Here is a 24102-nt window from a genome sequence, read left to right on the forward strand (position 1 = left end):
CGTTAGTCGTTCGAAACTCGTTCGGGTATACGCAAAAGTCAGTGAATTTATTCAAGTTTAGGTAGAAATCGCCATGAAACGCACTTTTCAACCGTCTGTACTGAAGCGCAACCGTTCTCACGGCTTCCGTGCTCGTATGGCTACTAAAAATGGTCGTCAGGTTCTGGCACGTCGTCGTGCTAAAGGCCGCGCTCGTCTGACCGTTTCCAAGTAATAAAGCTAACCCCTGAGTGGTTAAGCTAGCATTTCCCAGGGAGTTACGTTTGTTAACTCCCACTCATTTCACTTTCGTCTTCCAGCAGCCACAACGGGCTGGCACGCCGCAAATCACCATCCTCGGCCGCCAAAATTCGCTGGGGCATCCCCGCATCGGTCTCACAGTCGCCAAGAAAAACGTTAAGCGTGCGCATGAACGCAACCGGATTAAACGTCTGACGCGTGAAAGCTTCCGTTTACGTCAACACGAACTGCCTTCGATGGATTTCGTGGTGGTGGCTAAAAAAGGGGTTGCCGACCTCGATAACCGTGCTCTCTCGGAAGCGTTGGAAAAATTATGGCGCCGCCACTGTCGCCTGGCTCGCGGGTCCTGATAGCCCTCATCAGGGTCTATCAACGCCTGATTAGTCCGCTACTCGGGCCACATTGCCGTTTCACCCCAACATGCTCAAGCTACGGAATTGAGGCATTGCGCAGGTTTGGAGTGATAAAAGGCAGTTGGTTGACGGTGAAACGCGTATTAAAATGCCACCCTTTACACCCAGGTGGAGACGACCCCGTCCCTCCAGGACCCTTTGATACCAGAGAACACTAACGATGGATTCGCAACGCAATCTTCTTATCATCGCTTTGTTGTTCGTGTCTTTCATGATCTGGCAGGCATGGGAGCAGGATAAAAATCCTCAACCCCAGCAGCAGACCACGCAGACCACGACCACCGCAGCGGGTAGCGCCGCCGACCAGGGCGTACCGGCCAGTGGCCAGGGGAAACAGATTACGGTTAAAACCGATGTGCTTGAGCTGACTATCAACACCCGTGGCGGTGATGTTGAGCAGGCGCTGCTGTTGACCTACCCGAAAGAGCTGAAGTCTACCGAACCGTTCCAGTTACTGGAAACCACGCCTGAGTTTATCTACCAGGCGCAGAGCGGCCTGACCGGTCGTGATGGCCCGGATAACCCGGCTAACGGTGCGCGTCCACTGTATAACGTCGAGAATGACACGTTTGTGCTGGCTGATGGTCAGAACGAACTGGTTATCCCGATGACCTACACCGACGCCGCAGGCAACACCTTCACCAAAACCTTCACCCTGAAACGCGGTGAGTATGCGGTGAACGTGGGCTACAGCGTACAGAACGCCGGTGAGAAACCGCTGGAAATCTCTACCTTTGGTCAGCTGAAGCAGTCCATCAATCTGCCGTCTCACCGTGACACCGGAAGCAGCAACTTTGCGCTGCATACCTTCCGCGGCGCGGCGTACTCCACGCCAGACACCAAGTACGAGAAATACAAGTTCGACACCATTGCCGATAACGAAAACCTGAACGTCAGCTCTAAAGGCGGTTGGGTCGCAATGCTGCAACAGTATTTCGCAACGGCGTGGGTACCGAATAACGACGGGACGAATAACTTCTACACCGCGAACCTCGGCAACGGTATTGCCGCTATCGGCTACAAATCTCAGCCGGTTCTGGTGCAGCCGGGTCAAACCGGTAAGCTGGCAAGCACCCTGTGGGTTGGCCCGGAAATCCAGGACAAAATGGCTGCCGTTGCGCCACATCTGGACCTGACCGTAGATTACGGTTGGCTGTGGTTCATCTCTCAGCCGCTGTTCAAGCTGCTGAAGTTCATCCACAGCTTCCTGGGTAACTGGGGCTTCTCCATCATCGTTATCACCTTTATCGTTCGTGGCATCATGTACCCGCTGACTAAGGCGCAGTACACCTCCATGGCGAAGATGCGTATGCTGCAGCCGAAGATTCAGGCAATGCGTGAGCGTCTGGGCGATGACAAACAGCGTCAGAGCCAGGAAATGATGGCCCTGTATAAAGCCGAGAAGGTAAACCCGCTGGGTGGTTGCTTCCCGCTGCTGATTCAGATGCCAATCTTCCTTGCGCTGTACTACATGCTGATGGGTTCCGTTGAGCTGCGCCACGCGCCGTTCGCCCTGTGGATCCATGACCTGTCCGCACAGGACCCGTACTACATCCTGCCGATCCTGATGGGCGTGACGATGTTCTTCATTCAGAAGATGTCTCCGACCACCGTGACCGACCCGATGCAGCAGAAGATCATGACCTTTATGCCGGTCATCTTCACCGTGTTCTTCCTGTGGTTCCCGTCAGGTCTGGTGCTGTACTATATCGTCAGCAACCTGGTGACCATCATCCAGCAGCAGCTGATCTACCGTGGTCTGGAAAAACGTGGCCTGCACAGCCGCGAAAAGAAAAAGTCCTGATTCGGTAAGTTAACGCTAAAATAAGGGCGGTCGATTGACCGCCTTTTTTATTTGTACTGAACGAGAGCAACCATGAGCCATAACGACACTATCGTCGCCCAGGCAACCCCACCGGGACGCGGTGGTGTAGGCATTCTGCGCATCTCCGGCCTGAAGGCGCGCGAGGTGGCCGAAGCGGTGCTGGGTAAACTGCCAAAGCCGCGCTACGCTGATTATCTGCCGTTTAAAGATGCCGACGGCACCCCGCTGGACCAGGGCATTGCGCTGTGGTTCCCCGGCCCGAACTCCTTTACCGGCGAAGACGTGCTGGAGCTCCAGGGCCACGGCGGCCCGGTGATCCTCGATCTGCTGTTAAAGCGTATTCTGACCCTGCCTGGCCTGCGCATTGCGAAGCCGGGCGAGTTCTCCGAGCGTGCCTTCCTGAACGACAAGCTCGACCTGGCGCAGGCCGAGGCGATTGCAGACCTGATCGACGCCAGCTCCGAACAGGCGGCCCGCTCTGCCCTGAACTCGTTGCAGGGCGCGTTTTCCGCACGCGTAAATCACCTTGTGGAAGCACTTACTCACCTCAGGATCTACGTCGAAGCAGCAATTGACTTCCCGGATGAAGAAATCGACTTTCTCTCTGACGGTAAAATTGAAGCCCAGCTCAACGACGTGATGGCCGATCTCGACGCGGTGCGTGCCGAAGCGCGTCAGGGCAGCCTGCTGCGTGAAGGGATGAAGGTGGTCATTGCCGGACGCCCGAACGCCGGGAAATCGAGCCTTCTGAACGCCCTGGCGGGCCGTGAGGCGGCGATCGTGACCGACATTGCCGGGACGACCCGCGACGTGCTGCGCGAGCATATCCATATCGACGGCATGCCGCTGCATATCATCGACACCGCCGGGCTGCGCGATGCCAGCGACGAGGTTGAGCGTATCGGTATCGAGCGCGCCTGGCAGGAGATCGAGCAGGCCGACCGCGTGCTGTTTATGGTGGACGGCACCACGACCGACGCCGTCGACCCGGCGGAGATCTGGCCAGACTTTATCGCTCGTCTGCCGGCTAAACTGCCGATCACCGTGGTGCGTAACAAAGCGGACGTGACCGGCGAAACGTTGGGCATCAGCGATGTGAATGGTCACTCACTGATTCGCCTCTCGGCGCGCACCGGGGAAGGCGTGGACGACCTGCGTAACCATCTCAAGCAGAGCATGGGGTTTGATACGAGTATGGAGGGTGGCTTCCTGGCGCGTCGCCGTCACCTGCAGGCGCTGGAGGAGGCGGCTCGCCATCTTGACCAGGGCAAAGCCCAGCTGATCGGCGCGTGGGCGGGTGAACTGCTGGCGGAGGAGCTGCGTCTGGCGCAGCAGAATCTGAGTGAGATCACCGGAGAGTTTACGTCGGACGATCTGCTGGGAAGGATTTTCTCGAGCTTCTGTATCGGTAAGTAATTCCCGCTAGCACAGGGTGATTTCCTTTCAGGAAATCACCATTGTCCAAATGGCAACTCGCCTAATCACCGCCATCCCCCTATTCTGCATGCCTGCATCTATGGGGGATATATGGCTCGTTTTCTGTTTTGTAGTTTTGCGCTGGTTCTGCTTTATCCGTCCGGCATTGATATGTATCTGGTGGGTTTACCGCACATCGCGCGGGATCTGGGGGCCAGTGAGGCACAGCTGCACATCGCGTTTTCGGCCTACCTTGCGGGGATGGCGTCCTCAATGGTGTTTGCGGGAAAAATCGCGGATAAGGCCGGGCGTCAGCCCGTCGCCATTACCGGTGCGATCGTCTTCGCGCTGGCATCCATACTCTGCTCTGTCGCGCAGGGAAGTCCCCTGTTCCTGACCGGACGTTTTATTCAGGGCATTGGCGCGGGCGGCTGCTACGTGGTGGCGTTTGCCATTCTGCGCGATACCCTGAGCGCCCAGCGCCGCGCCAAGGTGCTCTCAATGCTGAACGGCATTACCTGCATCATTCCCGTACTGGCACCGGTTATAGGCTACCTGATCATGCTCAAATTTCCGTGGCAGAGCCTATTCTGGACCATGGCGGCAATGGGCGCCATCGTCTTTATCTTGTCCGTGACGGTGCTGAAAGAGACCCACCCCGGTTCGCAGCAGTCCCCCCATACCGCAACCATCCATCCGGCTGAAAAATTGTTGAATCGCTTTTTCCTTAGCCGGCTGGCAATCACCACGCTTAGCGTGGCGGTGATCCTCACCTATGTAAACGTTTCCCCGGTTTTGCTGATGGAGACAATGGGCTTCGATCGCGGCGAGTATTCAGCGGTGATGGCGCTAACCGCGATGGTCAGCATGGCGGTCTCTTTCTCAACGCCTTTTGCGCTCAATATTTTCCGCCAGCGCACGCTGATGCTAACTTCGCAGGCGCTGTTCCTTGCCGCCGGCGCGGTCCTGGCAACCGCCAGTTCGCACGCGCTGATGCTGGTGGGCATCACCCTGATTTGCGCCGGGTTTTCCGTCGGCTTCGGCGTGGCGATGAGCCAGGCGCTTGGCCCGTTCTCGCTGCGCGCGGGTGTCGCAAGTTCGGTGCTGGGCATTGCTCAGGTTTGCGGTTCGTCGCTGTGGATTTGGCTGGCGGCGGTGATCGGCCTTAACGCGCTGAATATGCTGATCGGGGTTCTGATTGGCTGTAGCATACTCTGCATCACCTTACTTATGGTCATTCAGCCCGCGGCGAACTATGAAGAAGCCCATCCGCAATCTCGATCTTAATCTTTTACTTTGCCTGCAGCTCCTGCTTCAGGAGCGCAGCGTCACCAAGGCCGCGAAGCGGATGAACGTGACGCCCTCCGCGGTGAGTAAATCGCTGGCGAAGCTGCGCGACTGGTTCGACGATCCGCTGTTTGTGAAAACGCCGTTAGGGCTGCTGCCCACGCCGCTGACGGTGAGCCTGGAGCAGGATCTGGCCGACTGGATGCAGATTGGCAATCAGATCCTCGATAAATTCCACCACGATTCGCCCGGCGGCCTGAACTTCGAGCTGGCCGCGGAAACGCCGCTGATGTTGATCCGGTTTAACGATCTGCTGGAGCAGGTTAATCAGCGCTATCCGCAGGCCACGGTGAAGATGCGCCACTGGGATTATGACTCGCTGGACGCCATCACGCGCGGAGAGGTCGATCTGGGCTTTACCGGTCGCGAAACGCATCCGCGCTCGCGGGAGCTGCTAAAGCTGATGCCGTGGTTTATTGACTATGAAATCCTGTTCAGCGACCGTCCCTGCGTCTATTTGCGGGAAGATCACCCGGCGCTTCAGGATGAGTGGAACCTCGAGACGTTTCTGCGCTACCCGCATATCAGCATCTTCTGGGAACGCAGCGATACCTGGGCGCTCGACGAGGTGCTAAGAGAAATGGGCCGGGAGCGCAATATCGCCATGAGCCTGCCCGGTTTTGAACAGTCGATGTTTATGGCGGCGCAGCCCGGCCATCACTATATCGCGACCGCGCCAGGCTACTGCCGCCATTACAACCAACTCCACCAGCGAAATCTGATCTGCCTTCCCATCCCCATCGATGAAGCGCAGGCAGAAAAGCTGACCGTGCCCTTCACGCTGATCTGGCATAAACGGAACAGCCATAATCCGAAAATTCTCTGGCTACGCGAGACGATAAAAGCGCTGTATACCGCGCCAGGTCAGGTTTTCGCCTAAGATAATGTAAAGTTCGGTCCTCAGGCTTCTCATATTTCCATTTACTGATTAAAACAGAAGCTGAGTTAAGCGATAATCATGTAACCGTTTAACCGAATACGACCATTATCAGGGAGCGAAAAATGGCTACGCACTTTGCACGAGGGACATTAACAGAAGGGCATCTCGTATCGGCCAGAGTTTCTTCAGCCTGCCACAGCGAGGCACTCAAGCTACCAGAACACCGCAGGACGCGGTTTTTAGCCTCCAGGGCACTCCTCGCTGAACTGCTTTTTATGCTGTACGGCACCAGCGAACTACCGGACATCATTATCCAGCCAGAGGGACGTCCGGTGTTTGCGGACCCTGCGCTGCCCCGTTTTTCCATCGCTTACACCGGCAATATTGTTGGCGTCGCCCTGACCACGGAAGGCGATTGCGGACTAGATATGGAACTGCAACGCGTGACGCGCAGCTTCCACGGTGCCAACGCGCTTGATGAATACCCGCTCTCCAGCAATGAAAAGCTGTGGGTACGTAACCAGAACGATCCCGTTGAAGCCAGAGCGCAGCTCATCACCCTTCGCCAGAGCATCCGTAAACTGAGCGGCGCGGCGTCAGACGACGCCAGCCTGTTGCAGCTGCTTCCCGGCTCCGGGCGCCTGCGTGCCGCGAAAGCGTCGCTGGTAGAGGCGCTCAGCGACGCTGAGGACGTGCTGATCTGGTCCGTTGCGGTTACCCCCGCCATCGAACGACTAAAAGTCTGGGAGTTTGACAGTATACGCGGCTGGCGTAGTCTTCCGGATGTACCCGAGCGCGCCAACGAGCCCGCCGCGCGCCTGATACGATTAACCAGTTTACCGGCAGAAAAAGCATATACCCTTAGCTGATCCGTTCAGGGTCATCATGATGAAACAGGAGTAATCATGTCTGATACGTTGAAAGTTGTTACGTTACTGGGAAGCCTGCGCAAAGGTTCGTTTAACGGGATGGTTGCCCGCACGCTGCCGCAGCTGGCACCGGCTGGAATGGAGATTAGCGCCCTGCCATCAATCGGCGACATCCCGCTTTATGATGCTGATGTTCAGCAGGAAGAAGGATTCCCGCAAAGCGTGGAGGCAATAGCCGAGCAGATCCGCCAGGCCGACGGCGTAGTGATCGTGACGCCAGAATATAACTATTCGGTACCGGGTGGCCTGAAGAACGCCATTGACTGGTTATCCCGCTTACCGGAGCAGCCGCTGTCAGGCAAGCCGGTGCTGATCCAGACCAGTTCTATGGGTGCCATCGGCGGCGCGCGCTGCCAGTATCACCTGCGTCAGATCCTGGTGTTCCTGGATGCGATGGTGATGAACAAGCCGGAATTTATGGGTGGCGTGATTCAGAACAAGGTCGACCCGCAGACGGGTGAAGTGGTGGATCAAAGCACGCGCGACCATCTCTCTGGCCAGCTGACGGCGTTTGGGGATTATATCAAGAGGGTGAAGGCGTAAGGTGAGGTGCGGGCTGATGCCCTCACCCTGACCCTCTCCCGCAGGGAGAGGGTACAAACACTAAAGCCCTTTTCGGAGAAAAGGGCTTGCTGTTTATTTGGCGTCGATGAACACAATCTTCAGCACAAACAGCAGCGCCACGATGATGACGCACGGGCTGAGTTCGCGGAAGCGGCCGGTGCCGATCTTCATCACGCAGTAGGAGATAAAGCCCAGCGCGATACCTTCGGTAATCGAGAAGCTGAACGGCATCATTACCGCGGTGATAAACGCCGGAACGGCTTCCGTTAAATCTTCCCACTTCACGCGCGCCAGGCTCGACGTCATCAGCACGCCGACATAAATCAGCGCACCCGCAGCAGCGTACGGAGGCACCATCCCGGCAAGCGGAGAGAGGAAGATCACCAGCAGGAACAGCAGCCCCACGACTACCGCCGTCAGGCCGGTACGACCGCCCACGGACACGCCGGAAGAGGATTCAATGTAAGCGGTAACAGACGAGGTGCCGATGAAAGAGCCGGCGACGGAAGAGACGCTATCCACATACAGTGCCTGCTTCATGCGCGGGAATTTACCTTTTTCATCTGCCAGACCCGCTTTATCGGTCACGCCGATCAGCGTACCGGAGGAGTCAAACAGGTTGACCAGCATGAAGGAGAAAATCACCCCTGCCAGGCCCAGGTTCAGAGAGCCCGCCAGATCGACGTGGCCAATCACGGTGGAAACGCTCGGTGGCGCAGAGACGATACCGTTGTAATGCACGTCCCCCAGCATCCAGCCCAGCAGCGTGGTCACAATGATAGAAACCAGCACCGCGGCATGGATGTTGCGCGACGCCAGGATCGCGATAATAAAGAAGCCGAGCACGCCCAGCAGCACGCTGTGGGAGGTCAGGTTACCAATGCTCACCAGGGTTTCCGGGTTCGCCACGATAACGCCGGCGTTTTTCAGCCCCATCATGCCGATGAACAGACCGATACCGCTGGTGATGCCCACGCGCAGGCTCACCGGGATATTGGCAATCATCCAGTAGCGCACGCGGAAGATGGTCAGCAGCAGCAGGCCTACCGCACCCCAGAAAATGGCGCCCATACCGACCTGCCATGGCAGGCCCATTGCCTGAACCACCACGAAAGCGAAGAACGCATTCAGACCCATTGCCGGGGCCAGCGCCACGGGCAGGTTAGCGAAAATGCCCATCAGAATGCTGCCAAGGGCCGCGATCAGACAGGTGGTTACAAAGACGGCGCTGGTGTCCATGCCAGCCACGCCCAGAATTTGCGGGTTAACAAAAACGATATAGACCATCGTCAGGAAGGTAGTAAAACCGGCGATCACTTCGGTGCGTGCCGTTGTGCCGTGCTCGCGCAGTTTAAACACGCGCTCAAGCAGACCCTGACCAGATGTCTGGGTAGTGTGTTGTTGACTCATCATCAATTTCCGAACAAGGAGGGAAAATTCGTCGCTATCCTATACCAAAATGCGACAATAGTGGCGGTTACGGGATACTTTTTTCATTGATTTTGCTTATACGGCAACGATTGCGTCTCGTTAAACTGTCGTACGTAAACGTTAAACTTGTTAAAAGGGAAGGGCATGTCCGGAATTGAAGCGGTATTTTTCGACTGTGACGGTACGCTGGTGGACAGTGAGGTCATTTGTTCGCGCGCGTATGTCGCCATGTTCCAGGAATTTGGCATTACGCTCGATCTCGAAGAGGTGTTTAAACGCTTTAAGGGCGTGAAGCTGTACGAGATCATCGACATCATTAACGAAGAGCACGGTGTGGATCTGGCGAAAGCGGATCTGGAGCCGGTGTACCGCGCCGAGGTCGCACGCCTGTTCGATGCCGAACTGGAGGTGATCGCCGGGGCTAACGCGCTGCTGGATGCGATGACGGTGCCGATCTGCGTGGTCTCTAACGGTCCGGTCAGCAAGATGCAGCATTCACTCGGCAAGCTGGACCTGTTGCACCACTTCCCGGAAAAACTGTTCAGCGGCTACGATATCCAGCGCTGGAAACCCGATCCGGCGCTGATGTTCCACGCGGCGAAAGCGATGAACGTCAACGTGCAGAACTGTATTCTGGTGGATGATTCTTCTGCGGGCGCGCAGTCGGGAATTGATGCGGGAATGGAGGTGTTTTACTTCTGTGCCGATCCGCACAACAAGCCGATCGATCATCCAAAAGTGACCACCTTTACCGATCTGGCGCAGCTGCCTGCACTGTGGAAGGCGCGCGGGTGGGATATTACGCGGTAAATGAAAACAGGGCGGGTATGCGCTACGCGCCACCCGCCATAACCCTTACTCTTTCGGATCTTTACCCGCCAGCAGCTTGTCCAGCTCGTCGCCGCCCACGTGTCGGAAATCCTGACCCTTAACGAAGTAGAAGATGTATTCACAAATATTCTGGCAGCGGTCACCGATACGCTCGATTGAGCGCGCGCAGAACAGCGCGGTCAGAACGCTTGGAATGGTGCGTGAATCTTCCATCATGTAGGTCATCAGCTGACGCACGATGCCTTCGTATTCCTGGTCAACTTTCTTGTCTTCACGGTAGATACGGACCGCTTCGTCCAGATCCATACGCGCGAAAGCATCCAGCACGTCGTGCAGCATCTGCACGGTGTGGCGACCAAGGGACTCCAGGCTCACCAGCAGCGGCTGGTGCTGCTGAGAGAACTTCTCCAGCGCGGTGCGGCAGATTTTATCCGCAACGTCACCGATACGTTCCAGCTCGGCGATAGTTTTGATGATCGCCATCACCAGGCGCAGGTCGCTCGCCGTCGGCTGACGCTTCGCAATAATGCGCACGCAGGCCTCGTCGATGGCCACTTCCATCATATTGACGTTTTTGTCGCCTTCAATGACGCGCTTCGCCAGCTCGCTGTCCTGGTTGTGCATCGCCGTGATCGCATCAGAAAGCTGCTGCTCGACCATGCCGCCCATGGTCATCACCTGGGTGCGAATGCTTTCCAGCTCTGCGTTGAACTGGCCGGAAATGTGTTTATTAAGATTGAGGTTGTCCATGGTTTCTCCACATGCACTGAGGCAAATCAACCGTAGCGGCCAGTAATATAATCTTCGGTTTGTTTCTTCGCGGGCTTGGTGAACAGATCGTCCGTGTTACTGAACTCAATCAGCTCGCCCAGGTACATAAACGCCGTGTGGTCAGAGCAACGCGCAGCCTGCTGCATGTTGTGGGTAACGATCACCACGGTGTAATCCTGCTTCAGCTCGGTGATCAGCTCTTCAATACGCCCGGTTGAGATCGGGTCCAGCGCTGAACACGGCTCATCCAGCAACAACACTTCCGGGCGAATGGCGATACCGCGCGCAATGCACAGACGCTGCTGCTGACCACCGGAGAGAGAGTACCCGCTCTGGTGAAGTTTATCTTTGGTTTCGTTCCATAATGCGGCCTTGGTCAATGCCCACTGCACGCGCTCGTCCATATCCGCGCGGGAGAGTTTCTCAAACAGACGCACGCCGAACGCAATGTTGTCATAAATCGACATCGGGAACGGCGTTGGTTTCTGGAACACCATCCCCACTTTCGCACGCAGCAGGGCGATATCCTGGGTATTGGTCAGGATGTTGTCACCGTCCAGCAGAATTTCACCTTCTGCGCGCTGCTCCGGATAGAGCGAATACATCTTGTTAAAGGTACGCAGCAGCGTGGATTTACCACAGCCTGACGGACCGATGAATGCCGTCACCTGGTTCTTCGCGATATCCAGGTTGATGTTCTTCAGGGCATGGAATTTGCCGTAGTAGAAGTTCAAATCACGAACCTGAATCTTACCCGGGGCAGTATCAACCATACTCATTGACTCATTTCCTCATTCGGCGCCGCGATGTGCCGCGCCGTAAAAATTTAACCGTGTTTCTTCTTCGCGAAAATGACGCGCGCCAGAATGTTCAGCAACAGTACGCAAAGGGTGATGATCAGCACCCCGGCCCAGGCCAGCTGCTGCCATTCCGCGAATGGGCTCATCGCAAATTTAAAGATCGTCACCGGCAGGTTGGCGATCGGCTGCATCATGTCCGTGCTCCAGAACTGGTTGGAGAGCGCGGTAAACAGCAGCGGTGCGGTTTCACCGGCGATACGGGCGATAGCCAGCAGGATACCGGTCATGATCCCGGAGACGGACGCTTTCAGGGTAATCGCCGAAATCATCTTCCATTTCGGCGTGCCCAGCGCGTAAGCCGCTTCACGCAGGCTGTCCGGCACCAGTTTCAGCATGTTTTCAGTGGTACGAATAACGATAGGCACCTGTAGCAGCGCCAGCGCGATCACACCCGCCCAGCCGGAGAAGTGTTCCATTTGTGCCACCACGATGGTGTAAACAAACAGACCTACCACAATCGACGGGGCAGAAAGCAGAATGTCGTTGATAAAGCGGATGACTTCAGCGATCCAGGACTTACGGCCGTATTCCGCCAGGTAGATACCCGCCATGATGCCCAGCGGCGTACCGAAAACGGTCGCCCACAGGATCAGCAGGCCACTACCCGCCAGGGCGTTTGCCAGACCGCCACCCGCCGTGTTCGGCGGCGGCGTCATCTCGGTGAACAGCGCCAGGGACATTCCATCAATACCGCGGGTAATGGTGGACATCAGGATCCAGATCAGCCAGAACAGGCCGAATGCCATCGTTGCCATCGAAAGCGTCAGCGCAATGCGGTTTTTAATCCGGCGCTTTGACTGCATTTTACGGCGAGATTCCGCAAGCTGGGCGGTGTTTTGCATGTCGAGAGTCGCCATTAGCGTGCCCCCTCATTTTTAGCCAGACGCATAATCATCAGCTTGGAGATAGCCAGCACGATAAAGGTGATAACAAACAGGATCAGACCCAGCTCCATCAGCGCCGCGACGTGCAGTCCCGATTCGGCTTCGGCGAATTCGTTCGCCAGCGCGGAGGTGATGCTGTTCCCCGGCATATACAGCGAAACGCTGTCGAGCTGGTAGGTGTTACCGATGATAAAGGTCACCGCCATGGTTTCGCCGAGCGCGCGGCCTAAACCCAGCATTATGCCGCCGATCACCCCATTTTTGGTGAACGGAAGGACGATGCGCCAGATCACTTCCCAGGTGGTGCAGCCGATGCCGTAGGCCGACTCTTTCATCATCACCGGGGTTTGTTCGAAGACATCGCGCATTACCGCCGCAATGTACGGAATAATCATGATGGCGAGGATCACCCCGGCCGCCAGAATACCGATACCGAACGCCGGGCCTGAGAACAGCGCACCCACAAACGGAACGGCAGAGAGAACGTTACCCACCGGCTCCTGGAAGTACGTCGCAAACAGCGGAGCAAAGATAAACAGACCCCACATGCCGTAAACGATGCTTGGAATGGCCGCCAGCAGTTCAATGGCGATACCCAGCGGACGCCGCAGCCAGCCGGGTGCCAGCTCCGTAAGGAACAGGGCAATACCGAAGCTCACCGGAACGGCAATCAGCAGGGCGATAAAGGAGGTGACCAGCGTGCCGTAAATCGGCACCAGCGCGCCGTAGATATCGTTCGGCGCATCCCACTCTTTGGTCCACAGGAAGGAGAAACCAAATTTCTGAATGCTCGGCCAGGAGGAAAAGATCAGGGACACGATAATGCCGCCCAGCAGCAATAGCACAATCAGCGCAGCCAGTTTGACCAGGGCGCTGAAAATCATGTCACCTTTTTTACCCGGAGGGTTAAATGCAGGCTTGGTTGCAGCCATAAATTACTCTTCTTTTTGAGACGTTTTACGAATATGCCCGGTGGCGCTGGCGCTTACCGGGCCTACAGTCTGAACCGTAGGGCGGGTAGGCGTTAGCGCCGCCCGCCATCTTCGTTAACTATATCCTGTTAGTACAGTGCTTTACCGCTGCTGTCTTTCACGTTGGTTTTCCATGCAGCACGAATCTGCTCAACCACGCTGTCTGGCAGGCTGGCGTAATCCAGGTCATTAGCCTGTTTGCCGCCGTTTTTGTATGCCCAGTCGAAGAACTTCAGCACTTCAGCACCCTGCTCAGGTTTCTTCTGATCTTTGTGGACCAGAATGAAGGTGGTGGAAGTGATTGGCCATGCATCGTCGCCTTTCTGGTTGGTCAGGTCCTGAGCGAAGGATTTGCTCCAGTCAGCGCCTTTGGCGGCGTTGGCGAAGTTCTCTTCGGTCGGGCTAACCGGTTTGCCGTCAGCAGAGACCAGTTTGGTGTAGGCCAGATTGTTCTGCTTAGCGTAGGCGTACTCTACGTAGCCGATGGAGCCAGGCAGACGCTGCACGAAAGCGGCGATGCCGTCGTTGCCTTTACCGCCCAGGCCGGTTGGCCAGTTAACGGTAGAGCCGGAACCCACTTTAGATTTCCACTCTTCGTTAACTTTCGCCAGGTAGCTGGTGAATACGAAGGAGGTACCTGAACCGTCGGCGCGGCGAACCACAGCGATATTCTGCGAAGGCAGCTTAACGCCCGGGTTCAGCTTAGTGATGGCTTCGTCGTCCCATTTTTTGATTTTGCCCAGGTAGATGTCGCCCAGGGTTTTGCCGTCCAGCACCAGCTCGCCTGATTTCAGGCCAGGGATGTTAACGGCCAGCACAACGCCGCCGATCACGGTCGGGAACTGGAACAGGCCTTCCTGATTCAGTTTCTCATCAGACAGCGGAGCGTCGGATGCGCCGAAATCAACGGTATTCGCGGTAATTTGTTTTACGCCACCGGAGGAGCCGATACCCTGATAGTTAACCTTGTTGCCGGTTTCTTTCTGGTAGGTATCCGCCCATTTGGCATACACCGGCGCAGGGAAGGTTGCACCAGCGCCAGTCAGGCTTGCTGCTGCGAAGGCAGAGAAAGCGCTCAGAGATAAGGTCGCGGCGACAACAGTTGCGACAGTGGTACGCATAACTTTCATAATGTCTCCTGCAAGGATTTCGTAAATCATTGTTTAAGTGGCTACGATGAGCAAAATAGGACAAACAGGTGACAGATAAATGTACGAATTATGACAGTTTTATGACAAAGAAAATTTCACTTAAAAACAAGTCAAACTCTCTTTATTTATCAAGAGATTACCAGATAACATGACAGCCTGTTTTCAGTAATATTTTCTTTATGTGACACTGATAAAATAGCTGAAAATGACGGATTGTCATAAAAAAGGCCCCACCGGATGGTGGAGCCTGGAAGGATTATTCTACGGTAACGGATTTCGCCAGGTTACGCGGCTGGTCAACGTCGGTGCCCTTGATCAGCGCGACGTGGTAAGCCAGCAGCTGCAGCGGCACGGTGTAGAAGATCGGCGCAATCACCTCTTCCACATGCGGCATCTCGATGATGTGCATGTTGTCGCTGCTGGCGAAACCGGCATCTTTATCCGCGAAGACGTACAGAACACCGCCACGGGCGCGCACTTCTTCGATGTTAGATTTCAGTTTTTCCAGCAGTTCGTTGTTTGGTGCCACGACGATAACCGGCATATCCGCGTCGATCAGCGCCAGCGGGCCGTGTTTCAGTTCCCCTGCGGCGTAAGCTTCAGCGTGGATGTAGGAGATCTCTTTCAGCTTCAGCGCGCCTTCCAGCGCAATCGGGTACTGATCGCCACGACCCAGGAACAGGGCATGGTGTTTGTCAGAGAAGTCTTCAGCCAGCGCTTCAATGCGTTTGTCCTGAGACAGCATCTGCTCGATACGGCTCGGCAGCGCCTGCAGGCCGTGCACGATGTCGTGCTCAACGGAAGCATCCTGGCCTTTCAGACGCGCCAGTTTTGCCACCAGCATCAGCAGAACGGTCAGCTGAGTGGTAAACGCTTTGGTGGAGGCCACGCCGATTTCGGTGCCCGCTTTGGTCATCAGCGCCAGATCGGACTCACGCACCAGCGAGGAGCCCGGCACGTTACAGATTGCCAGCGAGCCCAGGTAGCCCAGTTCCTTAGACAGACGCAGCGCCGCCAGGGTATCCGCCGTTTCGCCAGACTGGGAAAGGGTGATCATCAGGCTGTTACGACGCACCGCGGATTTGCGATAGCGGAATTCAGAGGCGATTTCCACGTCGCACGGCACGCCAGCCAGAGATTCAAACCAGTAGCGAGAGACCATACCTGAGTTGTAAGAGGTACCGCAGGCCACGATCTGAATGTGCTCAACCTTGCCCAGCAGCTCGTTGGCGTTTGCGCCCAGCTCGCTCAGATCCACCTCACCGTGGCTGATGCGCCCGGTCAGGGTGTTTTTAATCGCGTTTGGCTGCTCGTAGATCTCTTTCTGCATGTAGTGACGGTAGGCGCCTTTGTCGCCCGCGTCGTACTGCAGGTTTGATTCGATCTCCTGACGCTTAACCTGCTCGCCTTTGGTGTCGAATACGGTCACGCTGCGACGCGTAACTTCGGCAATGTCGCCCTCTTCCAGGAAGATGAAGCGGCGGGTAACCGGCAGCAGCGCCAGCTGGTCGGAAGCGATAAAGTTTTCGCCCATGCCCAGACCGATCACCATTGGGCTACCGGAACGCGCAGCCAGCAGCGTGGACGGATCGCGGGAGTCCATGATCACCGTGCCGTAAGCACCGCGCAGCTGAGGGATAGCGCGCAGCACCGCTTCACGCAGCGTACCGCCCTGTGCCAGCTCCCAGTGTACGAGGTGAGCAATCACTTCGGTGTCGGTTTCAGAGACAAAGGTATAGCCGCGCGCTTTCAGCTCTTCGCGCAGCGGTTCGTGGTTTTCGATAATGCCGTTATGCACTACCACAATGTGTTCAGACACATGCGGGTGCGCGTTGCCTTCCGACGGCTCGCCGTGGGTCGCCCAGCGGGTATGTGCAATACCGGTGCCACCGTGCAGGGAATGTTCTTCCGCGGCCTGGGCCAGCATTTGCACTTTACCGAGACGGCGCAGACGGGTCATATGACCTTCTGCATCAACAACGGCCAGACCGGCAGAGTCATAGCCACGGTATTCCAGACGACGTAAACCTTCGAGAAGGATTTCAGCAATATCACGCTGCGCAACTGCGCCAACAATTCCACACATAGTTAGATTTCCTGATTATGGCGTTATGCCATGCGTTGTCGCTGACCTGTATTTGCCCTTTCCGGGCGCCCCGAGCCTTGTAGAGAGTGGGGTTATTGTTATGGGTACTGCCTGTGGGGGGAGGATTATATTATCCCCTCACCCCGGCCCTCTCCCCATAGGGGTGAGGGGTGTATATTGTCGTTACTTTTTCTTCACCGGGCGTTTCCAGCCCTGCTTGTGTACCTGTGGCACGCGGCTTAACACTAACTCGTTATCCGCTACGTCGCGCGTTACGGTCGTTCCGGCAGCAATGGTCACGCCATTACCTACGGTGACGGGCGCCACCAGCTGCGTGTCTGAGCCAACAAACACGTCGTCGCCGATGATGGTTTTAAACTTATTGGCACCGTCATAGTTACAGGTGATGGTACCTGCACCAATATTCACGTTATCGCCAATTTCTGCATCGCCCAGATAGGTCAGATGACCAGCCTTGGAGCCTTTGCCCAGGCGCGCTTTTTTCATCTCGACGAAGTTGCCCACGTGAGCACCTTCCATCAGCTCGGCGCCCGGACGCAGACGCGCAAATGGACCGATGGTGCACGCCGCTTCAAGATGCGCATCTTCCACCACGCTGTACGGGCTGATTTCGCAGTCGTCACCGATAACGCTGTTTTTAATCACGCAGCCGGCGCCAATTTTGACGCGATTGCCCAGCGTCACGTTACCCTCCAGGATAACGTTAGTATCAATTTCAACGTCGCGCCCGTGGGCCAGCGTGCCGCGCAGATCGAAACGCGCCGGATCGCGCAGCATCACGCCCGCCAGCAGCAGCTTTTCAGCCTGCTCGGCCTGGTAAATACGCTCAAGGCGGGACAGCTGCAAACGGTTGTTAACCCCGTCCGTTTCGCTGATGCGTGCCGGATGAACGGCGGCAATTTCACGCCCTTCACGGTACGCCATCGCAATAATATCGGTAATGTAGTACTCACCCTGGGCGTTGTTGTTGTCGAGCTTCGACAGCCAGCGCTTCAGATCGGCACCGTTCGCAATCAGTATACCGGTGTTGATCTCCTGAATTTTACGCTGCGCTTCGCTGGCATCTTTATGCTCGACAATTCCCGTCACGTTGCCGTTTTCACGGGTAATACGGCCATAGCCGCTCGGATCGTCCAGTACAACGGTTAGCAACCCAATGCCGCCCTGCGGTTTGGCTTCACGCAGGCGAGTCAGGGTTTCTACGGAAATCAACGGGACGTCGCCGTAAAGCATAAGGATATCTTCGTCATCGGCGAAGAAGGGTGCAGCCTGCTGCATTGCGTGACCGGTACCCAGCTGTTCTGCCTGTAGCACCCAGTTGAGCTTATCGTCATGCAGCGTTTTTTTCAGCAAATCACCGCCATGGCCATAAACCAGATGTACCTGGCTGGCACCTAATTCATTTGCTGCATCAATGACATGCTTCACCATAGGCTTTCCTGCCAGTGTGTGGAGCACTTTAGGAAGATCGGAATACATGCGGGTGCCTTTGCCAGCGGCAAGGATGACCACGCTCATCGCATTATTCAACATACGCGTCCTGACTGTAATTTATGTGAGAAGTTAAACCCTTTGATGTTGAAAATTCTACATATTTTGCGCAAAAAAATGGAGTGGTGTTAAAACGTTCAACATCGGCCTGTAATGGCTATTTGAGGCCATCTTTAGGGGCTGAGTAAACCCCTTTTTCTCTGGAATATAGCATTCCCACGGTAAGTAACCAGCAGCGACAACAGGTTAGCTATTTTTTTGCTGCATGAATAAAGTTCAGACCCTGGACGGAGCCATAAAAAAAGCCAGCCTGGGAACCAGACTGGCTTTTGTGCTTTTCAAGCCGGTGTTACATCGCTTTTTTGGTCAACTCGATAACGCGCAGTTTGGCGATCGCTTTGGCCAGCTCCGCAGACGCCTGAGCGTAATCCACGTCACCATGAGAGCTGCTAATATGCTCTTCAGCCTTACGCTTCGATTCCAGGGCTCGCGCTTCGTCGAGATCCTGGCCACGAATAGCGGTATCGGCCAGAACGGTCACACTGCCAGGCTGCACTTCAAGAATGCCGCCGGACAGATAGATAAACTCTTCGTGACCGAACTGTTTAACGATGCGGATCATACCAGGCTTAATGGCGGTGAGCAGCGGTGCGTGACCCGGGAAAATACCCAGTTCACCTTCACTACCCGTTACCTGGATTTTCTCGACCAGACCAGAGAACATTTGTTGCTCTGCGCTGACGACGTCCAGGTGGTAAGTCATTGCCATATCACCCTCCGATTAAGGCGTTAAAGTTTTTTGGCTTTTTCCACGGCTTCTTCGATGGAACCAACCATGTAGAACGCCTGCTCTGGCAGGTGATCGTATTCGCCTTCCATGATGCCTTTAAAGCCACGGATGGTGTCTTTCAGGGAAACGTATTTACCTGGGGAACCGGTGAATACTTCCGCAACGAAGAACGGCTGGGACAGGAAGCGCTGGATCTTACGCGCGCGTGCTACCACCAGTTTGTCTTCTTCAGACAGTTCATCCATACCCAGGATGGCGATGATGTCTTTCAGTTCCTGGTAACGTTGCAGCAGGGACTGTACGCCACGCGCGGTGTCGTAGTGTTCCTGACCAACAACCAGTGGATCCAGCTGACGGCTGGTGGAGTCCAGCGGGTCAACGGCCGGGTAGATACCCAGAGACGCGATCTGACGGCTCAGTACCACGGTTGCATCTAAGTGAGCAAAGGTGGTTGCTGGAGATGGGTCAGTCAGGTCATCCGCAGGTACGTATACCGCCTGAACGGAGGTGATAGAACCGGTTTTGGTAGAGGTGATACGTTCCTGAAGAACACCCATCTCTTCCGCAAGCGTTGGCTGATAACCTACCGCAGAAGGCATACGACCCAGCAGTGCGGATACTTCCGTACCGGCCAGGGTATAACGGTAGATGTTATCAACGAACAGCAGAACGTCACGGCCTTCGTCACGGAACTTCTCAGCCATAGTCAGACCAGTCAGCGCTACGCGCAGACGGTTTCCTGGTGGCTCGTTCATCTGGCCATAAACCAGGGAAACTTTGTCCAGAACGTTGGAGTCGGTCATTTCGTGGTAGAAGTCGTTACCCTCACGAGTACGCTCACCTACGCCCGCAAACACGGAGTAACCGGAGTGCTCGATCGCGATGTTACGGATCAGCTCCATCATGTTTACGGTTTTACCTACACCCGCACCACCGAACAGACCAACTTTACCGCCCTTCGCGAACGGACACATCAGGTCGATAACTTTGATGCCGGTTTCCAGCAGTTCCTGAGAGCTGGACAGCTCTTCGTAGGAAGGTGCCGCGCGGTGGATAGCCCAACGCTCTTCTTCACCGATGTCGCCTTTCATGTCGATTGGCTGACCCAATACGTTCATGATACGACCCAGTGTTGCTTTACCTACCGGGACTTCGATCGGGTGCTCAAGGTCTTTAACTTCCAGACCACGACGCAGACCGTCGGAAGAACCCATGGCGATGGTACGCACGATACCGCCGCCGAGCTGCTGCTGAACTTCCAGCACCAGGCTCTCGTTACCATTCTGTACCTCAAGCGCGTCGTACACGCGTGGTACGGCGTCCTGAGGGAACTCGACGTCCACCACGGCGCCGATTACCTGGACAATCTTTCCAGTAGCCATCTTGAATCCTCTACGTAATTCGTAAACCTGGTTAAACCGCGGCGGCCCCCGAGACGATCTCGGTGAGTTCCTGAGTAATGCTGGCCTGACGAGCTTTGTTGTAAACCAACTGCAGCTCTTTAATCAGGCTGCCGCCATTATCGGTCGCGGCTTTCATCGCCACCATTCGTGCGGCCTGCTCGCTGGCCAGGTTTTCTACAACGCCCTGATAAACCTGAGATTCAACGTAACGACGCAGCAGGGTATCCAGCAGCGGTTTCGGATCGGGTTCATACAGGTAATCCCAGGCTTTCTGTTTCAGCTCGTCATCTTCTGATGCCGGTAAAGGCAGCATCTGAGTGAGCGTTGGCACCTGAGACATGGTGTTAATAAATTTGTTGCTGACAACGTACAGTCTGTCCAGACGGCCTTCATCATAGGCCTGCAACATCACTTTAACCGGGCCGATCAGTTCGGACAGGGACGGGTTATCACCCATACCGGTCACCTGAGCGACAATGTTGCCGCCAACGGAGTTAAAGAAAGAGACGCCTTTAGAGCCAATCAGTGCCAGATCGCACTGAACGCCTTTATCGGACCAGCCTTTCATATCCGCCAGCAGTTTTTTGAACAGGTTAATGTTCAAGCCGCCACACAGACCACGGTCAGTCGACACCACCAGGTAGCCTACGCGCTTAACGTCGCGTTCTTCCAGGTAAGGGTGCTTATATTCCAGATTACCGTTTGCAAGGTGACCAATCACTTTGCGCATGGTCTCTGCATAAGGACGGCTGGCCGCCATGCGATCCTGCGATTTACGCATTTTGGAAGCGGCGACCATCTCCATCGCTTTAGTGATCTTTTGCGTGTTCTGGACGCTTGCGATCTTACTACGTATCTCTTTTGCGCCGGCCATGAGCTTCTCCTCAATGCCAGGCGGCTTGTCCTGAGACAAGCCGCCGGACGATTACCAGGATTGGGTTGCTTTGAAGGAATCGAGGATAGCTTTCAGCTTGCCTTCGATTTCGTCGTTATAGCCACCGGTCTGGTTGATCTCTTGCATCAGCGGAGCGTGATCACGGTCGACGTAAGCCAGCAGAGCGGCTTCGAAGCTACCGATTTTCGCCAGTTCCACATCTTCGAGGTAACCGCGTTCAGCCGCGAACAGTACCAGGCCCTGCTGAGCAACAGACATTGGAGCGTACTGTTTCTGCTTCAGCAGCTCGGTCACTTTCTGACCGTGGCTCAGCTGTTTACGGGTTGCTTCGTCCAGATCGGATGCGAACTGAGAGAACGCAGCCAGTTCACGATACTGTGCCAGCGCGGTACGGATACCACCGGACAGTTTCTTGATGATCTTGGTCTGAGCAGCACCACCAACACGGGATACGGAGATACCCGGGTTAACCGCCGGACGAATACCGGAGTTAAACAGGTTGGTTTCCAGGAAGATCTGACCATCGGTAATGGAGATTACGTTAGTCGGAACGAACGCAGAAACGTCACCCGCCTGGGTTTCAATGATCGGCAGCGCGGTCAGAGAACCCGTTTTACCCTTCACTTCACCTTTGGTGAAGTTCTCGACGTATTCCGCGTTAACGCGGGAAGCACGCTCCAGCAGACGAGAGTGGAGGTAGAATACGTCGCCCGGGAATGCTTCACGTCCTGGTGGACGACGGAGCAGCAGGGAAACCTGACGATAAGCAACGGCCTGTTTAGACAGGTCATCGTATACGATCAGCGCATCTTCACCGCGGTCACGGAAGTATTCGCCCATTGCGCAACCGGCGTATGGTGCCAGGTATTGCAGTGCAGCGGATTCAGAAGCGGTAGCCACAACAACGATGGTGTTAGACAGCGCGCCGTGCTCTTCCAGTTTACGAACCACGTTGGAAATGGTGGACGCTTTCTGGCCGATAGCCACGTACACACATTTGATGCCGGAGTCACGCTGGTTGATGATGGCGTCGATTGCCATCGCGGTTTTACCGGTCTGACGGTCACCGATGATCAGTTCACGCTGACCACGACCGATTGGGATCATGGCATCAACGGACTTATAACCAGTCTGCACTGGCTGATCAACGGACTGACGGTCGATAACGCCCGGTGCGATAACTTCGATTGGGGAGAAGCCATCGTGCTCAACCGGACCTTTACCGTCGATTGGCGCACCCAGGGTGTTAACAACACGACCCAGCAGGCCACGGCCAACCGGCACTTCCAGAATACGGCCAGTACACTTAACCTTCATGCCTTCGGCGAGGTCAGCGTATGGACCCATCACAACTGCACCTACGGAGTCGCGCTCCAGGTTCAGTGCGATAGCGTAACGGTTACCCGGCAGGGAAATCATCTCACCCTGCATACAATCGGCCAGGCCGTGGATGCGGATAACACCGTCACTTACAGAAACAATAGTACCTTCGTTGTGAGCTTCACTCACAACACTGAACTGAGCAATGCGCTGCTTGATCAGTTCGCTGATTTCGGTGGAATTCAGTTGCATGCTCCAGTCCCCTTAAGACTGCAAGACGTCTGCAAGGCGCTCAAGACGGCCGCGTACGCTGCCATCAATGACCATATCACCCGAGCGGATGATTACGCCTGCCATTACAGACTTATCGATTTTGCAATTCAGCTTAACTTTGCGTGACAGACGTTTTTCCATCGCGGCAGTGATTTTCGCAAGCTGTTCGTCACTCAGTTCAGTCGCGGAAGTTACTTCAACTTCAGCGGTTGCTTCACTAAGGGCACGTAAGTGCTCAAACTGCTCGAGAACATCCGGGAGCACACGGAGACGACCATTTTCTGCCATTACCTTAATCAGGTTCTGGCCGTTGGCATCCAGTTGCTCTCCGCACACGGCGATAAACGACGCGGCGAGAGTTTCAGGTGCTAACGCACCGGAAAGCAACTCGGCCATTTGTTCGTTTTTCGTCACCTCAGCGGCAAACGCCAGCATGTTCTGCCAGCGATCGACATTTTGGTGTTCGACAGCAAAGTCAAAAGCTGCTTTGGCGTAGGGGCGAGCTACCGTAACAAATTCAGACATCAGCCCCTCCCTCCTTACAGTTCAGCGACAAGTTTGTCCACGATGTCGCTGTTAGCAGCTTCATCCACGGAACGTTCGATGATCTTCTCGGCGCCAGCAACAGCCAGAATCGCAACCTGCTTACGCAGTTCTTCACGAGCACGTTTACGCTCAGCTTCAATTTCAGCCTGAGCCTGTGTCACGATCTTAGTACGTTCCTGTTCTGCTTCAGCTTTGGCTTCGTCCAGGATCTGTGAACGGCGTTTGTTAGCCTGTTCAATGATTACCTGAGCTTCAGCTTTCGCTTTTTTCAGCTGGTCTGTCGCGTTGGCCTGTGCAAGGTCCAAATCTTTCTTAGCGCGTTCTGCGGAAGCCAGACCGTCAGCAATTTCTTTCTGACGTTTTTCGATGGCAGCCATTAAAGGCGGCCATACATACTTCATGCAGAACCAGACAAAGATAATAAACGCGATGGCCTGGCCGAGGATTGTTGCGTTCATGTTCACAGCACAATACCTCTTAAATTTCTGTGGCTTGGGGTTTTAAAACAACTACTACGCGACAGCAAACATCACGTACAGACCCAGACCTACAGCGATCATTGGGATTGCATCCACCAGACCCATAACGATAAAGAACTGAGTACGCAGCAGAGGAATCAGATCCGGTTGACGCGCTGCGCCTTCCAGGAATTTACCTCCGAGGATGCCGATACCGATCGCAGCACCGATAGCCGCCAGACCCATCATCACAGCGGCAGCCATGTACAGCAGATCCATATTCAGGTTTTCCATGACAGTCTCCAG

At 55.4% G+C, this 24102-nt stretch carries 25 protein-coding genes; 10 read left to right on the forward strand and 15 right to left on the reverse strand.

Annotation, left to right across the window (positions count from 1 at the left end):
- Window positions 1-73 precede the first annotated feature (73 nt).
- From rpmH to OWK27_RS12245, 9 genes are all read left to right on the forward strand, one after another.
- The gene (gene rpmH, locus OWK27_RS12205; protein ID WP_000831330.1) at window positions 74-214 is read left to right on the forward strand and encodes a 50S ribosomal protein L34; all 141 of its coding nucleotides are present in this window, start codon (window positions 74-76) and stop codon (window positions 212-214) included.
- Between the two features lie 16 nt (window positions 215-230).
- The gene (gene rnpA, locus OWK27_RS12210) at window positions 231-590 is read left to right on the forward strand and encodes a ribonuclease P protein component (protein WP_003861126.1); all 360 of its coding nucleotides are present in this window, start codon (window positions 231-233) and stop codon (window positions 588-590) included.
- Window positions 554-811, forward strand: a complete 258-nt coding sequence (gene yidD, locus OWK27_RS12215; protein ID WP_001307474.1) for a membrane protein insertion efficiency factor YidD — start codon at window positions 554-556, stop codon at window positions 809-811. The genes rnpA and yidD overlap by 37 nt, the downstream gene beginning before the upstream one ends.
- Before the next feature lie 2 nt (window positions 812-813).
- Window positions 814-2457 (forward strand): membrane protein insertase YidC, encoded by a 1644-nt coding sequence (gene yidC / locus OWK27_RS12220; RefSeq protein WP_176609136.1) that lies wholly within the window; start codon window positions 814-816, stop codon window positions 2455-2457.
- Between the two features lie 72 nt (window positions 2458-2529).
- The gene (gene mnmE / locus OWK27_RS12225; RefSeq protein WP_148420355.1) at window positions 2530-3894 is read left to right on the forward strand and encodes a tRNA uridine-5-carboxymethylaminomethyl(34) synthesis GTPase MnmE; all 1365 of its coding nucleotides are present in this window, start codon (window positions 2530-2532) and stop codon (window positions 3892-3894) included.
- Window positions 3895-4005: 111 nt separating this feature from the next.
- Window positions 4006-5181 carry an MFS transporter gene (locus OWK27_RS12230; RefSeq protein WP_267590473.1) on the forward strand — a complete coding sequence of 392 codons (1176 nt, stop codon included), beginning with the start codon at window positions 4006-4008 and terminating at the stop codon, window positions 5179-5181.
- Window positions 5150-6121, forward strand: coding sequence for an HTH-type transcriptional regulator YidZ (gene yidZ / locus OWK27_RS12235; protein WP_148420353.1), 972 nt, complete (start codon window positions 5150-5152; stop codon window positions 6119-6121). Before OWK27_RS12230 ends, yidZ begins: the two co-directional genes overlap by 32 nt.
- A gap of 122 nt (window positions 6122-6243) precedes the next feature.
- Complete coding sequence (locus OWK27_RS12240) at window positions 6244-6990, forward strand: 4'-phosphopantetheinyl transferase family protein (protein WP_148420352.1); 747 nt, start codon at window positions 6244-6246, stop codon at window positions 6988-6990.
- A 36-nt stretch (window positions 6991-7026) separates the two neighbouring features.
- Window positions 7027-7593: an NADPH-dependent FMN reductase gene (locus OWK27_RS12245; RefSeq protein WP_003861147.1), complete on the forward strand. Its 567-nt coding sequence runs from the start codon at window positions 7027-7029 to the stop codon at window positions 7591-7593.
- A 93-nt stretch (window positions 7594-7686) separates the two neighbouring features.
- Here OWK27_RS12245 and adeP read toward each other — a convergent pair whose 3' ends face one another.
- Complete coding sequence (adeP, locus tag OWK27_RS12250; RefSeq protein WP_148420480.1) at window positions 7687-9024, reverse strand: adenine permease AdeP; 1338 nt, start codon at window positions 9022-9024, stop codon at window positions 7687-7689.
- Between the two features lie 165 nt (window positions 9025-9189).
- Here adeP and yieH point away from each other — a divergent pair, with 165 nt between their 5' ends.
- Entirely contained in the window at window positions 9190-9855 is a 666-nt protein-coding gene (gene yieH / locus OWK27_RS12255) for a 6-phosphogluconate phosphatase (protein ID WP_148420350.1), read from the forward strand.
- A gap of 45 nt (window positions 9856-9900) precedes the next feature.
- Here yieH and phoU read toward each other — a convergent pair whose 3' ends face one another.
- The 14 genes from phoU to atpE form a co-directional block, all read right to left on the reverse strand.
- A complete protein-coding gene (gene phoU, locus OWK27_RS12260; RefSeq protein ID WP_008500182.1) occupies window positions 9901-10626 on the reverse strand; it encodes a phosphate signaling complex protein PhoU in 726 nt (241 codons plus the stop codon).
- Between the two features lie 26 nt (window positions 10627-10652).
- Window positions 10653-11426, reverse strand: coding sequence for a phosphate ABC transporter ATP-binding protein PstB (gene pstB, locus OWK27_RS12265; protein WP_015961095.1), 774 nt, complete (start codon window positions 11424-11426; stop codon window positions 10653-10655).
- 47 nt (window positions 11427-11473) lie between these two features.
- Window positions 11474-12364, reverse strand: a complete 891-nt coding sequence (gene pstA / locus OWK27_RS12270) for a phosphate ABC transporter permease PstA (RefSeq protein WP_003861156.1) — start codon at window positions 12362-12364, stop codon at window positions 11474-11476.
- Window positions 12364-13323, reverse strand: coding sequence for a phosphate ABC transporter permease PstC (gene pstC, locus OWK27_RS12275; protein ID WP_148420349.1), 960 nt, complete (start codon window positions 13321-13323; stop codon window positions 12364-12366). Before pstC ends, pstA begins: the two co-directional genes overlap by 1 nt.
- A 128-nt stretch (window positions 13324-13451) precedes the next feature.
- Window positions 13452-14492: a phosphate ABC transporter substrate-binding protein PstS gene (gene pstS, locus OWK27_RS12280; RefSeq protein WP_063452042.1), complete on the reverse strand. Its 1041-nt coding sequence runs from the start codon at window positions 14490-14492 to the stop codon at window positions 13452-13454.
- 277 nt (window positions 14493-14769) lie between these two features.
- Complete coding sequence (glmS, locus tag OWK27_RS12285; RefSeq protein WP_148420348.1) at window positions 14770-16599, reverse strand: glutamine--fructose-6-phosphate transaminase (isomerizing); 1830 nt, start codon at window positions 16597-16599, stop codon at window positions 14770-14772.
- Window positions 16600-16782: 183 nt separating this feature from the next.
- Window positions 16783-18153 carry a bifunctional UDP-N-acetylglucosamine diphosphorylase/glucosamine-1-phosphate N-acetyltransferase GlmU gene (glmU, locus tag OWK27_RS12290; RefSeq protein WP_252004747.1) on the reverse strand — a complete coding sequence of 457 codons (1371 nt, stop codon included), beginning with the start codon at window positions 18151-18153 and terminating at the stop codon, window positions 16783-16785.
- Between the two features lie 307 nt (window positions 18154-18460).
- Window positions 18461-18880 carry a F0F1 ATP synthase subunit epsilon gene (locus OWK27_RS12295; protein ID WP_006177560.1) on the reverse strand — a complete coding sequence of 140 codons (420 nt, stop codon included), beginning with the start codon at window positions 18878-18880 and terminating at the stop codon, window positions 18461-18463.
- 20 nt (window positions 18881-18900) lie between these two features.
- Complete coding sequence (atpD, locus tag OWK27_RS12300; RefSeq protein ID WP_003862362.1) at window positions 18901-20283, reverse strand: F0F1 ATP synthase subunit beta; 1383 nt, start codon at window positions 20281-20283, stop codon at window positions 18901-18903.
- Window positions 20284-20314: 31 nt separating this feature from the next.
- A complete protein-coding gene (gene atpG / locus OWK27_RS12305; RefSeq protein WP_003862364.1) occupies window positions 20315-21178 on the reverse strand; it encodes a F0F1 ATP synthase subunit gamma in 864 nt (287 codons plus the stop codon).
- A gap of 51 nt (window positions 21179-21229) precedes the next feature.
- Complete coding sequence (atpA, locus tag OWK27_RS12310; RefSeq protein WP_006808751.1) at window positions 21230-22771, reverse strand: F0F1 ATP synthase subunit alpha; 1542 nt, start codon at window positions 22769-22771, stop codon at window positions 21230-21232.
- Between the two features lie 12 nt (window positions 22772-22783).
- Window positions 22784-23317, reverse strand: a complete 534-nt coding sequence (gene atpH, locus OWK27_RS12315) for a F0F1 ATP synthase subunit delta (RefSeq protein ID WP_003862369.1) — start codon at window positions 23315-23317, stop codon at window positions 22784-22786.
- Window positions 23318-23331: 14 nt separating this feature from the next.
- Window positions 23332-23802 (reverse strand): F0F1 ATP synthase subunit B, encoded by a 471-nt coding sequence (gene atpF / locus OWK27_RS12320; protein WP_013099406.1) that lies wholly within the window; start codon window positions 23800-23802, stop codon window positions 23332-23334.
- Between the two features lie 48 nt (window positions 23803-23850).
- Window positions 23851-24090, reverse strand: coding sequence for a F0F1 ATP synthase subunit C (atpE, locus tag OWK27_RS12325; protein ID WP_000429386.1), 240 nt, complete (start codon window positions 24088-24090; stop codon window positions 23851-23853).
- Between the last annotated feature and the right edge of the window lie 12 nt (window positions 24091-24102).

Origin of the sequence: Enterobacter cloacae complex sp. 2022EL-00788 (assembly GCF_026627565.1) — a bacterium.
Lineage (GTDB): Bacteria > Pseudomonadota > Gammaproteobacteria > Enterobacterales > Enterobacteriaceae > Enterobacter > Enterobacter pasteurii.

Excerpts from the sequence above, each read along its gene's own strand:
- atpG (WP_003862364.1), bottom strand. The coding sequence starts at position 21,178 with ATGGCCGGCGCAAAAGAGATACGTAGTAAGATCGCAAGCGTCCAGAAC.
- pstB (WP_015961095.1), bottom strand. The coding sequence starts at position 11,426 with ATGAGTATGGTTGATACTGCCCCGGGTAAGATTCAGGTTCGTGATTTG.
- yidD (WP_001307474.1), top strand. The coding sequence starts at position 554 with ATGGCGCCGCCACTGTCGCCTGGCTCGCGGGTCCTGATAGCCCTCATC.
- glmU (WP_252004747.1), bottom strand. The coding sequence starts at position 18,153 with ATGTTGAATAATGCGATGAGCGTGGTCATCCTTGCCGCTGGCAAAGGC.
- yieH (WP_148420350.1), top strand. The coding sequence starts at position 9,190 with ATGTCCGGAATTGAAGCGGTATTTTTCGACTGTGACGGTACGCTGGTG.
- pstC (WP_148420349.1), bottom strand. The coding sequence starts at position 13,323 with ATGGCTGCAACCAAGCCTGCATTTAACCCTCCGGGTAAAAAAGGTGAC.
- phoU (WP_008500182.1), bottom strand. The coding sequence starts at position 10,626 with ATGGACAACCTCAATCTTAATAAACACATTTCCGGCCAGTTCAACGCA.
- mnmE (WP_148420355.1), top strand. The coding sequence starts at position 2,530 with ATGAGCCATAACGACACTATCGTCGCCCAGGCAACCCCACCGGGACGC.
- OWK27_RS12295 (WP_006177560.1), bottom strand. The coding sequence starts at position 18,880 with ATGGCAATGACTTACCACCTGGACGTCGTCAGCGCAGAGCAACAAATG.
- atpH (WP_003862369.1), bottom strand. The coding sequence starts at position 23,317 with ATGTCTGAATTTGTTACGGTAGCTCGCCCCTACGCCAAAGCAGCTTTT.
- yidC (WP_176609136.1), top strand. The coding sequence starts at position 814 with ATGGATTCGCAACGCAATCTTCTTATCATCGCTTTGTTGTTCGTGTCT.
- atpD (WP_003862362.1), bottom strand. The coding sequence starts at position 20,283 with ATGGCTACTGGAAAGATTGTCCAGGTAATCGGCGCCGTGGTGGACGTC.
- OWK27_RS12230 (WP_267590473.1), top strand. The coding sequence starts at position 4,006 with ATGGCTCGTTTTCTGTTTTGTAGTTTTGCGCTGGTTCTGCTTTATCCG.
- atpE (WP_000429386.1), bottom strand. The coding sequence starts at position 24,090 with ATGGAAAACCTGAATATGGATCTGCTGTACATGGCTGCCGCTGTGATG.
- OWK27_RS12240 (WP_148420352.1), top strand. The coding sequence starts at position 6,244 with ATGGCTACGCACTTTGCACGAGGGACATTAACAGAAGGGCATCTCGTA.
- adeP (WP_148420480.1), bottom strand. The coding sequence starts at position 9,024 with ATGAGTCAACAACACACTACCCAGACATCTGGTCAGGGTCTGCTTGAG.
- rpmH (WP_000831330.1), top strand. The coding sequence starts at position 74 with ATGAAACGCACTTTTCAACCGTCTGTACTGAAGCGCAACCGTTCTCAC.
- glmS (WP_148420348.1), bottom strand. The coding sequence starts at position 16,599 with ATGTGTGGAATTGTTGGCGCAGTTGCGCAGCGTGATATTGCTGAAATC.
- OWK27_RS12245 (WP_003861147.1), top strand. The coding sequence starts at position 7,027 with ATGTCTGATACGTTGAAAGTTGTTACGTTACTGGGAAGCCTGCGCAAA.
- yidZ (WP_148420353.1), top strand. The coding sequence starts at position 5,150 with ATGAAGAAGCCCATCCGCAATCTCGATCTTAATCTTTTACTTTGCCTG.
- pstA (WP_003861156.1), bottom strand. The coding sequence starts at position 12,364 with ATGGCGACTCTCGACATGCAAAACACCGCCCAGCTTGCGGAATCTCGC.
- pstS (WP_063452042.1), bottom strand. The coding sequence starts at position 14,492 with ATGAAAGTTATGCGTACCACTGTCGCAACTGTTGTCGCCGCGACCTTA.
- atpA (WP_006808751.1), bottom strand. The coding sequence starts at position 22,771 with ATGCAACTGAATTCCACCGAAATCAGCGAACTGATCAAGCAGCGCATT.